At 57.0% G+C, this 14,316-nt stretch carries 10 protein-coding genes; 3 read left to right on the forward strand and 7 right to left on the reverse strand.

Features of this window, described 5'->3' with window-relative positions; all coding sequences use genetic code 11:
- Window positions 1–288: 288 nt before the first annotated feature.
- The 3 genes from ACPPVP_RS01010 to ACPPVP_RS01020 all read left to right on the forward strand — a co-directional run bounded on the left by ACPPVP_RS01010 (window position 289) and on the right by ACPPVP_RS01020 (window position 4,221).
- Window positions 289–648 (forward strand): hypothetical protein, encoded by a 360-nt coding sequence (locus ACPPVP_RS01010; RefSeq protein ID WP_426530450.1) that lies wholly within the window; start codon window positions 289–291, stop codon window positions 646–648.
- Window positions 649–1,769: 1,121 nt separating this feature from the next.
- Window positions 1,770–2,222 (forward strand): ester cyclase, encoded by a 453-nt coding sequence (locus tag ACPPVP_RS01015; protein WP_426538379.1) that lies wholly within the window; start codon window positions 1,770–1,772, stop codon window positions 2,220–2,222.
- A gap of 241 nt (window positions 2,223–2,463) precedes the next feature.
- Window positions 2,464–4,221: an adenylate/guanylate cyclase domain-containing protein gene (locus ACPPVP_RS01020; RefSeq protein WP_426530452.1), complete on the forward strand. Its 1,758-nt coding sequence runs from the start codon at window positions 2,464–2,466 to the stop codon at window positions 4,219–4,221.
- A gap of 350 nt (window positions 4,222–4,571) precedes the next feature.
- Here the strand turns inward: ACPPVP_RS01020 and ACPPVP_RS01025 are convergent, their stop codons facing one another.
- From ACPPVP_RS01025 to ACPPVP_RS01055, 7 genes are all read right to left on the reverse strand, one after another.
- Window positions 4,572–5,156, reverse strand: a complete 585-nt coding sequence (locus ACPPVP_RS01025) for a tyrosine-type recombinase/integrase (RefSeq protein WP_426530454.1) — start codon at window positions 5,154–5,156, stop codon at window positions 4,572–4,574.
- A gap of 299 nt (window positions 5,157–5,455) precedes the next feature.
- Window positions 5,456–6,349, reverse strand: coding sequence for a thymidylate synthase (locus ACPPVP_RS01030; protein WP_426530456.1), 894 nt, complete (start codon window positions 6,347–6,349; stop codon window positions 5,456–5,458).
- Entirely contained in the window at window positions 6,346–6,993 is a 648-nt protein-coding gene (locus ACPPVP_RS01035) for a dCTP deaminase domain-containing protein (RefSeq protein ID WP_426530458.1), read from the reverse strand. The genes ACPPVP_RS01030 and ACPPVP_RS01035 overlap by 4 nt, the downstream gene beginning before the upstream one ends.
- Window positions 6,994–7,202: 209 nt before the next feature.
- A complete protein-coding gene (locus tag ACPPVP_RS01040) occupies window positions 7,203–9,044 on the reverse strand; it encodes an AIPR family protein (RefSeq protein ID WP_426530460.1) in 1,842 nt (613 codons plus the stop codon).
- Window positions 9,041–10,054: a PD-(D/E)XK motif protein gene (locus tag ACPPVP_RS01045; protein WP_426530462.1), complete on the reverse strand. Its 1,014-nt coding sequence runs from the start codon at window positions 10,052–10,054 to the stop codon at window positions 9,041–9,043. Before ACPPVP_RS01045 ends, ACPPVP_RS01040 begins: the two co-directional genes overlap by 4 nt.
- Window positions 10,051–12,813: a Z1 domain-containing protein gene (locus ACPPVP_RS01050; RefSeq protein ID WP_426530464.1), complete on the reverse strand. Its 2,763-nt coding sequence runs from the start codon at window positions 12,811–12,813 to the stop codon at window positions 10,051–10,053. The genes ACPPVP_RS01045 and ACPPVP_RS01050 overlap by 4 nt, the downstream gene beginning before the upstream one ends.
- On the reverse strand, window positions 12,810–14,300 hold the full coding sequence (locus ACPPVP_RS01055; protein WP_426530466.1) for an ATP-binding protein: 1,491 nt from the start codon (window positions 14,298–14,300) through the stop codon (window positions 12,810–12,812). The genes ACPPVP_RS01050 and ACPPVP_RS01055 overlap by 4 nt, the downstream gene beginning before the upstream one ends.
- Between the last annotated feature and the right edge of the window lie 16 nt (window positions 14,301–14,316).

The raw sequence follows: 14,316 nt of genomic DNA on the forward strand, positions 1-14,316 counted from the left end.
ACGTGATTGTAGCGTTTTGCTGCGGTGCATGAGTCTCTTCAGACAAGCATAGCGTACCATCCGATGTCTCCACCTGAGGGGTGAACGACATGACACTGAGTTGGTTCGACGTCGCAGCTTGACCCGTTCGGAAGTAACCCGGGTTGAATGCTAAGGGGGCGCCCTGGGTCTTCGGGCGTCCACTGTGGTCGGGCACGGACGTTCGACAAAAAAACTTTTAGCCGATGTCGGCAGGCGTTAGGTTCCTTCGTCCTGAGGGTTAACGTCCGCCCCGTTGAAGGAAAAACCATGACCAACGCAACCAAACAGAAGTTTCTTGTCTTGTATCTCATCCCCGCCTCGGTGATGGCGGACTGGGCAAAAACCGATCCCACGATACGGCAGGCCGAAGAACAGAAAATGCAAGCCGCATGGGGGAAATGGATGGGCGAGCATGCCAAAATGATTATTAGTTCGGAAGCGGGCGGCAAGACCAAGCGCGTCACAGCGAGCGGTGTATCCGATACCAAAAACGACATCATTTTGTGCTCGCTTGTCGAGGCGGAATCCCATGAGGTGGCGGCGAAGGCCTTCGAAAATCACCCGCATCTGCAAATTCCGCAATCATCAATTGAGGTCATGTCCGTCAGGCCGATGGGCGGAATGTGATGGGCCAGCTACGTATCTGATGACGTCTGCTTCGGGTGAACGGCGGGCATTTTGTACTGCTTACTCACCCTCACTTCGTTCGGGTAATCGCCCTTCGGGCGCCATCAGGCCTTTTCAAACGAGTTCGGAAATTACTCAGCCCAACCGATAAACCATCTGTGCGGTTGCGGCTGAGGACATCACTTTGCTATCCCAGCAAAATGATCCGTGCGTATTACGGCTTTCGGTACCATCGGATCAGAAGAACCAAATCATGGTCGAGACCGGCAGTGCGGTGAGCCCCGTTATCTTCTGCTTGTCTGCGCAGGGTCTCGGCAAGACCGATCCGCCGATCTTGCCACCCTTGACGGTCAAAAGCTTTTCCGTCTCTTGTCAGGCTTTGTTTAGCGACCGTGCCTGCTTTGGTCGTTTATTGTCCAGGAAATTCCATCCGGGTCGGGCGACCGGGATGCTCCGACCGGTGTCTCAGGCCACCGGGATTTCCACGCGTACTCACCTATTCGGAAGGGCGTGGGGCGCTGTGATGAGTGCGCCGATACTGAGATGTTGAGTATTTAGGGTGGTTTGGAGCGCAATGCGGATGGGTGCCAAGTCTTTATTTTCAATGGTTCGATCTCGGCGAACAAGCCAAGAGTAGCTTTTCAAGAGTCTCAGCGCACTCTTGGTCGTGGGCGTTCTCCTTGAGGGGGATCCTAAGTCGGCTACCCCCCCCGGGCCTCGCTAGTTGCGCGCCGATGACTGAATGGGTTTCGCCCCCAACTCTATCGATGTCTGCTCACTGGCTACGATCTAACGTCATCCGAGCTGTCGCCCGTCTTCCGCAAATGACCAAAAGGCGACCTGTGTCGGCGTAGCAGTCGGTCGGAAATCGGGTGGATCGATCTGCGTGAAATCCTATCGTGACAACGCGCAGATAGGAGCACGACATGCACAAATTTCATTCGATAGCAGCTCTTTGTGGGGACGGTCTCCGACCAGAACTGCGAGAGCTATTCGAGAGGCTGGCGATTGATCCGCACTCTGGGCTGCACATCCGCCATGACGGCATGGTCCAAGCCGGACCAGATCCCGTTTCCAAGGCGTCCACTCAAACTGAACACAGCAATACAGGAGTTAGCTACATGTCGAAGGAAACTGAGAACAAGGCGATCGTAGGTCGCTGGTTTGCCGATTTTTGGGGCGAGGCCTGCAACCTGAATATCGTCGATGAACTCGCAGCGCCGGACATGCTGTTGCAGTACTCGCTGCACGAGCCACGTCGCGGGCGCGACGACATTAAAGCCTTCATGACCGACTTTCGAAAGGCGTTTCCGGACCTCAACTTCTGGGGTGCCGCTGACCTGATCGCGGAAGGCGATTACGTCGTTGGACGCTGGGAAGGTGGTGGCACGCACACTGGCCCCGCCTTCGGCGACTTTTTGGCAGGATCACTGCCTGCCAACACGGGGCGCAAGATGAAGTTCACCGGTACGACCGTCCTGAAGCTCAAGGATGGCAAGATTGTCGAGGAGATCGGTCTCGACGATGGTGTGGCGGCCTTGACACAGCTTGGACTTATCAAGACTGCCGCATAGGCGGATTTCTAAATGTGACGAACAGCGGGCTGGCCTTCTCCGGAGGGCCGGCCCTACGTCCGCTTATGGCCCATTTGAGGCATCTCGCAATTTCCGTTGTTCAGTCGCTATCGGGGGATAAGCGGACCTAACGCGGACATGGGCAAAATCGACGCGAATGACCCACTCCGGAAGCCTTTCCTAGTCCTGCAGCGACCTGCTATGCTTTCATGGTTGAGGACCCACCATTTAGGGGCATTCTTTGACCGCCGAACGCGTGGAACGGCGACTGGCAGCGGTGCTGGCGGCGGATGTCGCCGGTTATAGCCGTCTCATGGGCGTGGATGAGGAAGGCACGCTGGCGCGGCTCAAAGCTGTCAGGAAGACACTCGTTGACCCCACTATCGCCAACAATCGCGGGCGGATCGTCAAGACCACGGGTGACGGAATGTTGGTCGAGTTCGCGAGCGCAGTGGATGCAGTGCGCTGCGCTGTCGAAGTTCAACGTGGCATCACGGTGCAGAACGAAGGTGTAGCCCAGGACACTCGGATCGAGTTTCGCATCGGCGTCCACATCGGCGACATCATCATAGACGACAACGACATCTTCGGCGACGGCGTGAATGTTGCCGCCCGCCTTGAAGGCATTGCTGAACCGGGCGGGGTTTGCATGTCCAATGATGCCTACCGGCAGGTCCGGGGCAAGGTGGACATTGTCTGCGATGATATGGGACAGCAGCACCTGAAGAACATTGCTGAGCCTATGCAGGCGTGGCGGGTTCGGCTGCTTGGTCATATCATGTCAGAAGCGGGCGTATTTCCCGCCAAGCCCTCCATTGCTGTCCTGCCCTTCCAAAACATGTCCGGCGATCCCGAGCAGGAGTACTTTGCAGACGGCATGGTCGAGGATATCATCACCGAGCTGTCTCGCTTTAAATCGCTATTCGTTATCGCTCGAAACTCTAGCTTTACGTACAAGGGCACCGCGGTTGATATTAAGAGAGTAGGTCGAGACTTAGGAGTGCGTTACGTTCTAGAAGGCAGTGTTCGAAAGTCGGGAGAGCGAGTTCGCATAACGGGACAGCTTATTGACGCTTCAACCGGCGCACATCTTTGGGCAGATAAGTTCGATGGTTTCTTGGCTGACGTTTTCGAGCTCCAAGATGAAGTAACTCATAAGGTCGTTGCATCCATTGCTCCAAAGATGGAGCAAGCGGAAATTGAACGAGCAAGCCGGAAGCAAACTGAACGGCTCGATAGCTATGACTTGTTTCTGAGAGGCATGGCTCTAAGTTATCAAAGAAGAACCGCATCCAACATTCAACATGCCTACGAAGCGTTTAAGAGCGCTGCGGAGCTTGATGAAACTTATGCGGCGGCGCACATAATGGTGGCGTGGAGCAATTTGGTTTATCAGGCTTACACCGGCGAAAGATCATCAGTCTCTCGTATCGATGAATCACTCCGATTTGCCGAGAAGGCGAGAGCGCTGGGGGAGGACGATGCTTTTGTAAAGGCTCGGGCTGGTCACGTATTTACGTATTTCGGACAGCAACACGATCTGGGCCTTTCGCTGGTAGATGAGGCTGTTGAACTAAACTGCAACTTAGCTCCGGTTTGGTACAGTCGCGGTGCGGTTTCTGTCATGTGCGAAATGCCGCAGCAGGCAATCCAAAGTTTTGAGCAAATGGCCCGGCTTAGTCCTCGCGATCCTTTGATACATGCCGCTTCCTATATGACAGGTTGGGCTCACTTCAGCACTGAGGGATACTCAGCCGGGTACATAGCATCGCAGAAGGCGGTGCAGATCGTACCTGATGCTCACTCGTTGGCAGCATTCGCCGCAAACGCTCTTCGGGCTGGGCGCGTTAGTGAGGCTCGGGAGGCCGCAGAGCGCCTGCTCAAGTTCCAGCCGGGGTTCAGAGCGTCGCATGCGCATTACATGTTTCCGATAAAGTCGGTAGAAATTCGCGACCGTATCCAAGCAGCGCTCCGAGATGCGGGGATTCCGGAGTACTGAGAACTGACTGGATCGGATAATGGCATAGTGCCGACCACGTAACTGAGCCGCCTTGGCGCCACCTCTAAGCGGTCTTCCGTTGGGCGGCCTTTCATTTGTCTATGCAAACCTATGTCGTCTGTTTGCACGAAACGGAACTGCCGGGCGGATCTGAGGCCGTCCGTTGACTGGGGTAGACCGGAAGAGGGAGATACGCAGTCAAACCGACGCGATTGGCCCTTAGCTGAAATGCCAGCCGGTGGACGAGATGTCCGCTCCTGAAGGCTGAGTGGACTCCGGTCGATCGCTCTCGGATCAGTGCGCGCCGGGCTCAGCGCGCATGTGAAGGCGATCCCAAGCGGAGGTCTTTATTAGACCAGCTCCACAATCTTTTTCTGCGCATCCGGGTTGGGCTCGATGTATCGCTGAGTTGTTCGGAGGTTTGAGTGCCCTGCAAGCATTTGCACGTCGCGGAGCGAGCCACCGACCGTCGATATCTTGCGTGCGGTGTTGGTAATAAAGGTGCGCCGACCACTGTGACTGGAGCAACCGTCGAAGCCGATGTGCTGGTACCACCGCCAGAACAAATTCACGATAGCTTGGGCCGACATCCTGTTGGAACGCTCGCTCTCGATCAGGTAGTTGCCGCTGGCTATGATGGTCGTTTTGGCGTAGGCGGCGAGTGCGGTCCGAAGCTCGTAATTCATGGGTATGACCCGACCCGACTGGCCCTTGCTGGCTGTATCTGCCAAGTGGATGGCTTGCCCGATTTGACCTCGTGCATCAGTGACCATGCGCCAAGTTAGGCTGGCGATCTCCTTGGCCCTAAGGCCGGCCTTTGCCGAAAGCAGGAAGATGACCCTGTTTCTCGTGGGCCATCGAGTCTTGGCCAAGTAGCCTAGGACAGCCTCGACCTGACCCCTGCTCAACGTTTTCGCTTGTTTTCCCAGTCCCATCACGTCCTCCAAACCCATTATTTATCGGCAATAGGACGCAGGACTATAATCAGTCAGCAGTGGTCGTACATGCCGACTGAAAAATACTGGTTGGAAGTCCAATGGCTTGGACGGTCTGATTATAGAAGGGTAATTCCATCATCAGTTAACAACTTGACGGCCCAAAGCGAAACTGATGCCTGCAGAAAGTGAAGCACGCTACTGTGCCTCACTCCACCGATTGAACTCCTGATGCCCAATGTCCCTGCATATGGTCGATCGCGAGTATCGATCGCTGGAACATGATGGAAGTAGACCCTCTAGCGATGCATAAGGTCGGAATAAAAGCTTCCAGTTGGTCCACCTTGTCGTGCTTCTACCAACAGCAAACATTTCTGCCTCCAAAATTCATCCACAAACAAAATACTCGCGTGCTCCTTACCACCTGACCGAATGCTTGCTTCTGCTTGGCAGAATTTTTCGGACTCATCGCTTCGTAAGAGCGGCAAATCGGAAAACTCGCCACTTAAAGTTCGATTTCTGAGCAGATCCTCTGCCCTCGCCGCATCCTTCTCATAGAGGTGAAGGGACGTGACGAAATGGTGATAGGCGCCCAATTTAAGGCCTAATTCGACGGCCATTAGCTCCTGTAGGTTGCTGTAAAGGAAAACGTCGTAGGGAAAGCCAAAATAAACATCGTTGCTACGCATGAACACGGTCGCGTCCAATAAGCCGTGGCGCGCAATAAACTGAATATTAAGGGCACAGCTTACATCCGGAGAGCTTGGAAAATTTTGCTCCGGATCGTACAATTGGATAACGGCCCGCCTACTGAACCCATCAGCAACTAGGGCGTCTCGGCATATCTCCCACTGAGTTTTACCAATCCGCGTTTTTCTGAAGATTCTGTGCCCGTAACAGCTGCCATCAACCGTCGCCCCCGTCGAGAACCGTCGCCAAATCTTCGCATAAGAAGCCAGAGCTTCAACATCTTGGGAGCCGGAAAGATGCCATGCCAGCTCACCAAAGGCCAATGGCAGGCTCCATTTTCGCGCCGGGTTCGTAATGAAGCGCTCACGAGGGTTCTCTATTGTCAAAAAGACGTTCGAAAGCTCACGTGTTGCAAGACCGCGCGGAGACGCCATGACTGCTGAATTTAGCGCGGCTGCCATCAACGCCTCGTATGCGGCGTCAAGATTCCGAAACTTCATCATTTTTTAAGGCTCAAGTTTTTTACAACAGCTTCGAGCTCCTCGATGCGCTTCTTAAACTCTCTTTGCTGATCAGCAACTTCAATGGACTTGCCAAAGTACGAAGAATAATAGCCAGGTCCGTAGAACGCGTTCGAGTTGATAAAGATTGCTCCGAGGGTCAACACTGCGGCGACAATCGCCACGAAGATGCCCGCGCCCACTCCAATGACGCTGGCGTATTTGAATATGTTGGCATTGAGCGCTTCCTTCAAGATGGCATTGGCGTCTAAGAACTTATCTCCGAAGAAACGTACCGCCTTATCTTGCTTGTCGGCTACATATTTGGGCCGACTAGTCTTAAGGGGTTCAGCCTCTTCGGCCGCATGACTATGGAACAATAGTCTGAGGAATTGGTCGCCGCTCCTCAGGACATGAGACGTTTTTCCAAAGTTTAGGAGAGGGGTAGATAGTGGTCCTTCCCACCCGGGATCAACGATTCCGGTGTTTAGCGCGAGGATACCGTCGTTACACAAGCTTGTCTTAATATGTGCTGTAGCAGTTACGTGGTTCGGAAGTTGGAGCATCTCTTTTGAGACTACCCACGCGACTTCTTGTGGCTTCAATATGTAGTTGTCATAATAAATGGTGCCTGCGGAGTCGATCACGCAGTCTATTCGTAAGTCGTAAGTCGACGGCCTAAAGCTTCCCTCACTTGTTGCCAACATAAAGTTACCAGTCTTAATCGCACTCCGAGCAAGCATAGCCAGACCTTCCCGTCACAATTCGCAGCCGGCAACTCGCTTTGTCGCCTTGCGCGATGTTCACTCATACGTCGAACTGTTCAACCGGCTTTCGCTATTGGGCCCCCGTTGATTTAGAGCCTGATCTCTTCGTTCCGGACCTTGGAGCGGCTTGAGCCGCGGCCGGCAGAGATTGCCGTGGCGGAGAGTTCGGGCGGAAGCTTATCCGGCAGATCGAACGACAATTCACGAAGTCCGTCGCGGCACTCAGTCTTCTTCGCCCACTCGCTCACCATGCGATTGCCCGCAGTCCTTCGAAGCGCCTTGTCGATCTTCCCCACCCAGCCCTCTAGAAGCTTGTGCAGCTCAGGCGATATGTCCTGGCGCGCCCAGATCATGTCGAAATCAATACGTCCGCCGCACGCCCAGGAAAGGCACGCAATGGTGTACGCGACAATGTTGGCTTGAAAGGCGGCAAACTTCTTTGCCCGTACAATCGATAGAGTGACTCGGAAGAGGATCGCCTTCGCAACGAATGCCTTGAACCACGCCGTATCAGGTTCAAACCCATCCGGGTGCTCGTCCTTCAGGGCCTGCATGAAGAACTGAAAATTCTTCTGATTGCCAAAGCTCACCTGGTGGGCCTGTCCCTCCCAGGCATTCAGGTATTTCGCCAGATCGGTCTTCGAGAACCTGCGTTCCTTTGGGGTCTCCTGTGCAAACCGTCGCTTCTGGCCCGCGGCGAAAGACGCCTTCAACTCTGCTGCCCCGTAGCTTCCGCGGGCGCGCTCATAGAACCAGCGGCCCTTGCCGTCCAGCCAGGTATTGTTGGCAAGCTTTTCAACGGTGACGTGGAACGGGTCGTTTGCAGAAAAGTCTGCGGGCTGTACCGTATTCTGGCTGTTGGCAGATTTCGAGACCGCGGCGACCATCTCATCAAGGTCCGCTCCGCCGACGCAGATGATCTTCGCGGGCACGAAGATGGCATCGAGCCTAGCACCGTCCTGTCGCTTGGCTCGATGCAGGCTGGCGGTGGTTTGACCGCCATTGACTATCTGCAGGCCCCGTATCGACTTGATCCTGAACTGCCCATTCCCGGTATCCTCGACGTCCATCGCATCAACGGTTGCGACAATGCCGTTGTTGTAAGCGAGGAAACGGTGAGGGAGATCGCGGATTGTCGTTCGAAGCCCCGCGTTGACGCTTTTGCGACCGCGCAGGCCAAGAAACGCTCGCACGTTCAGCTCGAGCAATCGAGTGCCGTACTTCTCGTAGATATCCGCGAGCAGCACGCCCGGTATGGAGGCCAGATAGGCGTCATAGTCGGCAGTTTCCGATGACGCCTTGAGACAAGGGAGCGGGCCACCGCGTTCGGCGCAGAAATCGACCACAATGTCGTCTCGGCGCAGTCCCTGTCCGAGAATACGCTGGAGCCGTTCGATGCCGAATAGATCGACAATGACACGCGTCCCATCAAAAGCCTTCTTGAGATCGATCGATCTGAGGCCCGTGAGTCCGTCTGATAGAAGGACTACCCGCAGGACACCGATATGCTCGCGGGCTTCGTATATGTGCCGAGCCAGCTCGCTTGCGTCGGTATTCGACGGTTCGATCTTCGTATGAAGTCCCTTGCAGCTGCATTCGTAGAATTTCATCGCCTGCTGAAGGGCGCTCAGGATTTCGTCGCGATCCAAGGCCCGCGGCGGCACCTCTCCCGTGTGAATCGTCGTCACGAGTATGAGACGTTCCTCGTCATCGGGGATGGAGTAGCCGGTGATCTTGTACTTGGCTCGCGCAAAGTTGCCCTCCTGCCACAGGAGTGTAGGGTTCTCGATCGCTCCTTCGTCGCCGAGGCGATCGAGGACAATGCGGGTGAACTCTTCCTCGCTATAGATGCTGCCGTTGCTTGACTGGATCGCTTCGTCGACCTCGCCCGCAAGTTCACGGGCGAAGGCTTCCATAGCTTCATCACTCATGAGGCCCCACCCATCATTCTAAGAGATCGAGTTAGACCATCCGCCCCGATCAGGAAGTCGCCAAGTAGTCTTTCGTCCAGAGAGTACGACGCATCCACAATTTCCTGTGGCACCGAGAGGCCGGTCAAACGCGGAAAGTCCTCCCGCACCTCAAAGCCGTACTTGTCCTGAAGGACGAACGCGAGTCCCGGAGATACCTTCGGTTCACCCTCAAGCAGTCCCGCCCGCAGCAGCCGATCATCGAACGGTCGCCTCGCGCCGGGCGCCGATCGTTCGATGGCCTCGCGAATGTCGCGAACGGCCGCAAGAACGGTACGTCCATCCGACGCTTCCTGGAACCGGAGCCGTGCAATGACAAGAGATGAGAGTCCCCTCCTGTCAAGCTGGTCCAGGCGCGATATGCGCACGAGGTTTCCCCCGCCGGCAACCGCTTTGACTTCGATCCCGATCCCTAATCTGCTGAAATCGTGAATGCCGTCCAGGGGACCGAACCAAGCCTCCACAGCCGCTTCATGGCCGATCTCGCCCGCGAGAAGCTCCAGCACGGTGAGTTCCCCGAGCAGCCCGATCTGTTCCGCTCTTGAGAGGCCTCGCCGGCCGGAGCGCAGGAAGGCCTGCCAAGCCTCCAGCCGCGAAACGCAAATCGTGAGGGCCTGAGCCGGAGTCGCGGCTTGCCGGACGACGTCCACAAGATCGGCTGCAAGCACTTCAAAGACATCGCGCAGCGGCTCGCGCTCAAGCGTGACCGCGACGCGCACGACGCCTTGAGCAGCGTCCCGTCGGTCGCTGAGACTTACGCCCTCCGCGCCTATTCTCAACAGCGTGGTCGGCGCCGCGCTCAGGGGTGCTTCAATGAGGAGCGCAATTCGGCCGTCCGGCTCTCGTATGCCCGCGAGAAAGCGCACTGTTCCAGGTACCGAAAGCGCAACCGCTCTCCATTCGCGATCACTCGGTCTCGCGCGCGCAGCCTCAGCCCATTTCGATACGAGTTCGTCCCGAAGAGCAGTCATACCGGTTCAAGTCGCTGTTCGACGGTATTGAACCGATATCGAATCGATCGGCCGCTCCGGGAGTCGGGGAAGCTCACGACAATCCCAAAGATCGGTACGTCGATGTCGTGCAGCTCCGCCTTCGCGGGCGAGAGCGGATAGAGCAGGAGAAGCGCTCTTTTTGGGTTCTCGCCGCGGACCCTCCGTATTTCAGGCCCATCAGGCGTGGTTGCTTCGTCTTTGCCGGCTGCCGCGCGCTTTCTGTTCGTCGCGGCAAGCGCACGATCAAATTCGGATTGAACAAGGTCGATCGCCTCATCCCGCGGCGAGAGTATCGTTTTCACGACATACCGGCCGGATGCTTCGCCACGTGGCAAGGGATTGCGTTCGATCGTCTTGAAGGTCCATTCATTTATCGTGCGGCGCTCGCCGCTACCGCCGAGAACCGCAATCGTCCAGTCGGTCAACTCCCCGGCACCCAACTGCTCGCGAACATACGCGCTGAGACGGGCGGCATTCACGTCACGCGCCTCGTCCGGAAAAAGCAACGAGCCGAGCAGGGTCGCTACTTCGGCACCGGCTACACCTTTCCACAGGCGGCGTCCCTCAAGCGACTTGAATCCCGTTTGCGTCGCAGGCTCAGAAGGTGGTCCGATCCTATCCAGAAAGTTCGTGATGGTCGCAGCGTTTTGCTGGTTTCTCGATTGATCGTTAAAGAGGACCGTCTGTATCTTTGCTTCACCCTGAAATGAGACCTGAAATTCCCGCGAGTGACGCATCTTGTTTGGGGCGGTCACAAGTAGGATGTCATGGGACTGAATCCGGAGACCATATTGCTCGGGAGTTGCCCCGATCATGGCCATGTGATCGAGGCGCTCCCGCAGCTCTTCTGCCGAGGTTGCCACATGTCGGAACCACAGCTGCAGGTCAGGCGTCATGTACAGCCTACACAGATCGACGTAGCCAGGCCGGTACCCGAACCAACGGCCCATCTGCATAAGACTGTCGTACATTCTTGACGGTCGCAGAAAGTAGCTGGCCGTCAATCCCTCCAGCGTCAGCCCGCGCGATAGCTTGTCGCCGCCGATCGCGATAACGTTTAGGCCTTGCGCGGCATTGCCGTCATAGTCGAGCGCATCACGAATTTCACTGTTGACGACCTGCGGCTTGATTTTGTCGGCGGCGGTGGAAAGTTCGCGCTCGACGGCAGACCAATCGGTTACGGGAAGCGTCGCTCCGATTTCCGTTGCTCTGATCGTCGCCGATGTCGGCACGAAATCCTGCTCCCAGAGTTCGCGCAGTCGATCGAGGATCGAATCCCTCGTCTTCGATCCATACTTGAGCCTTCGTTTGAGATCGGCGACCCATTCGTCGACCTGCCGAAAGACAGCCTGATGCACGTCCTTGTAGCGAGAGACGTGGATCAGCATCGAGTTGTGGACGTTGCGCTGGCCACGCGCGGCGCGGGCCGCGCATGCGAGCACAAAGCTCAGTATGGCATCTTCAAGCGACGGAGGAATGCTGTCCTCTCCCTCGTACCGAGGTGCGAACCCATTTTTGTGGTCGATAGCGATCCACGCCTCTCCGTCCTGATCGACATCTCGCGTGACATCGAGCGGCTCCTGCGCTGTGTCAGCGCCGACGCCGTTGATTCCGAACAGTAGGCCCGGTCCGACGTAGTTTGACGGCGACGGAAGGTTCATGATGAAGCTTCGCGGGAATACATCGTCGCCGTACTCTTCCGTTGCCGCTGCATCGTGAATGAGCACGTTAGCGAACGGGGTCGCGGTGTATGCGACGTATGCAGAGCGAGAGAACGCCGAGAGCAGGCGTCGTATCTGCCCGTTGATGCGCTTCGGCTCATAGTCAGGATCGGGTCCGTCCTCGTCAAATCGCTGCTCGCCCGTGTCGACCGAGGCCTGATCGGCCTCGTCGTCGATGACCAGAAGCGGACGCGCCTCTGTATCACCCCGCGGGGCCAGGACCTCATTGACCCAATTATTCAGATTTTCGAGGATGCGAGCGTTCTTCTTGATGACCAGAAGCACCGGTCTCTGCTGCACGCCGATCCCAAGATTGTCGGCGAATGCGCGATTGAAATCCCCGTTCGCAGCCTGGGTGGTGAGGTGCTCGGCATGAATACTGCGATCGAGCTCACCGACACCGATCCGCGTGAAGCCGGCGCCCCCGCTTGCGGGAGTGGTGTTGTAGCCAAGAAAGTCGCGGTCCATGCGACGCTGCGTCTGTTGTCTGAGCGCGTTGTGCATGCCCGCAAGTATGATTATCAGCTTATACCCGGCATCTGCCGCCTTGCCCGCCAGTCCCGCATAGTTGGCGGTCTTTCCGAACTGGACATGACCGACGACGAGCCCGCGACGATCCCAGGGGCCGTCACGGTTCGGGTCCTCCATTTGCTCCATGATCAGATCGGTGGAAAGGTCGATTGCTTCGATAGCCGCCGGAGGCCAGCCCTGATCCTGCAGCAGGAAGTCGCCGTAGCGCTTGAAGAACCTGCGACCTTCCTTTCGATCCCCGAAATACCAGGGAACATGGCCTCGCTCATCAACGAGTCTTGTCGGCCGACCAACCTTGACGATGAGCCTCGTTTCCAGCTCCTGCACGATCGCCGCGTGCTGCTCAGCCGACATGTCCCGCGCAAGGAGCTGCGCACAATCGCCGATCGCTTTCTCGATTTCCTCTCTTCCGACCGCAGCATCGGAATGACGCTGCCGAAGCATCATGAGGGCCATCGAGCCGATCGCGTCCTGGACTGAACTCATCGCTTCGCCCCCTGCAGCTTCCGTATCAGTTGTTCTTCGATATTATCGACCTTGTCGAACGGGTCCATCGTTGCCAGCCGTGCCGCAGCTTCGTGGGGAGTGAGACCTGCTCGCTCCATCATTCTCGCCATGGAGAGCGCAGTGGTCACGAGCTCCGAGCTGTTCACCTCGTCGTCGGGTACGCCATGCTCGGTTACGTCGAGCCATACGCGATCGACAGGTACGGTTCTCTCGATAAGATCGAGCAGTCCCTCGAATAGCTCGAAACCTGTCTTGTCCATACGCTCCTTGAGCAGTTCGATCAGTTCGTGGTCCCGCCGGACGGTGTATCGACGCTTCGCGCCCTCAGCATTCACCTGCCATATTCGCGATACACTGGTCGCCTTCTGCCGACTGCCGTATTGTCCGCGGTGGACGAAAACCTCCCGCGCCTTGCGACGAACATCTTCGGCTATTCTCTGGAGCGCCTTGCGGATCGCATCCGGCGGACGAGCTATCGCCTTCCGAACGTCGATGCGCCAGTCGTGGTCTGCCGTGTTGGGAATATCGATGCGTATGCGGGCCAACCGGCTCGTTTCGTCGCGGGTCCACGCCCGGCTCCCACCAAGTCCGAGCCAGCCTCCCGCCGAGAGCAGGCGCTTGTGCCGGTAGACGTAGAAGCCCTGCTGGGCCGTCCATCCGTCGGGGCCACCGGCCTTCTCGAATTCGAGCTCGTTGCGGAACCGGTCCCGGTGCGGCAATACGAAGCCGCGCACCCGAACCCTGCCACTAGGTCCTTGAATGTGCTGCTCCGGATTTCGAATGATCGATTCATCGTTCTCCAGGAAGGGATCCCATGCTTTCACCCGACTGCCGTTGAGCGTAATCCTGAGCGCCCGGGCGTCGCCCGCAAGAAAGCGGTGGAACACCATGCCAAGGTGAGCATCGACGCGCTGAAGATCGGCGAGAAACGACTCATAGCTCGGCCGATCGGTGGTTCGCCCGAAGTCGACCTTGCGCCACACTACGAGCGTGCCTGACTTTTTCGACTTCAATTGATCGCGTATTTCATCAGAAAGGCCCGCATCGCCGTCGATCAGATCCCATCCGCCACCCTTCTTGCGAAGCTGGTCAAGGTCCCAGGTGAATGACGCGAGACCCGAGGAGGTTTTTGAGACCACGGCCAGCTGCCGGCACTGCGACAGTGATGCGGTCTTGAGGCCGAGTCCGAACCTGCCGAGGTCCTCAGCCGTCCGCTCGGCTTCCGGCCCGATGCCGCCGAAGCGCATGGCTTCGACCAGGCGACCGGCATCCATGCCGACCCCGTCGTCGAGGATCCATCCGACCGGCTCTCCCTCGTTCCATTCCCATTGAATCTCGATACTCTTGGCGCCGGCCGCTATGCTGTTGTCGAGAATGTCGGCGATTGCTGTCTCAAGCGAATAGCCGACCCCCCGAAGGGAGCCGACTAGGGCGGCGGCAGATGGGGGTACGGCACGCGTCGGCACGGGAATTTCTATGAGA

This window comes from Bradyrhizobium sp. McL0615, assembly GCF_049993905.1.
Classification (GTDB): Bacteria; Pseudomonadota; Alphaproteobacteria; order Rhizobiales; family Xanthobacteraceae; genus Bradyrhizobium.

Bases quoted from the DNA above. Each gene is read 5' to 3' on its own strand.
- ACPPVP_RS01015 (WP_426538379.1), top strand. From the start codon at position 1,770: ATGTCGAAGGAAACTGAGAACAAGGCGATCGTAGGTCGCTGGTTTGCC.
- ACPPVP_RS01040 (WP_426530460.1), bottom strand. From the start codon at position 9,044: ATGAGTGATGAAGCTATGGAAGCCTTCGCCCGTGAACTTGCGGGCGAG.
- ACPPVP_RS01030 (WP_426530456.1), bottom strand. From the start codon at position 6,349: ATGATGAAGTTTCGGAATCTTGACGCCGCATACGAGGCGTTGATGGCA.
- ACPPVP_RS01025 (WP_426530454.1), bottom strand. From the start codon at position 5,156: ATGGGACTGGGAAAACAAGCGAAAACGTTGAGCAGGGGTCAGGTCGAG.
- ACPPVP_RS01050 (WP_426530464.1), bottom strand. From the start codon at position 12,813: ATGAGTTCAGTCCAGGACGCGATCGGCTCGATGGCCCTCATGATGCTT.
- ACPPVP_RS01010 (WP_426530450.1), top strand. From the start codon at position 289: ATGACCAACGCAACCAAACAGAAGTTTCTTGTCTTGTATCTCATCCCC.
- ACPPVP_RS01045 (WP_426530462.1), bottom strand. From the start codon at position 10,054: ATGACTGCTCTTCGGGACGAACTCGTATCGAAATGGGCTGAGGCTGCG.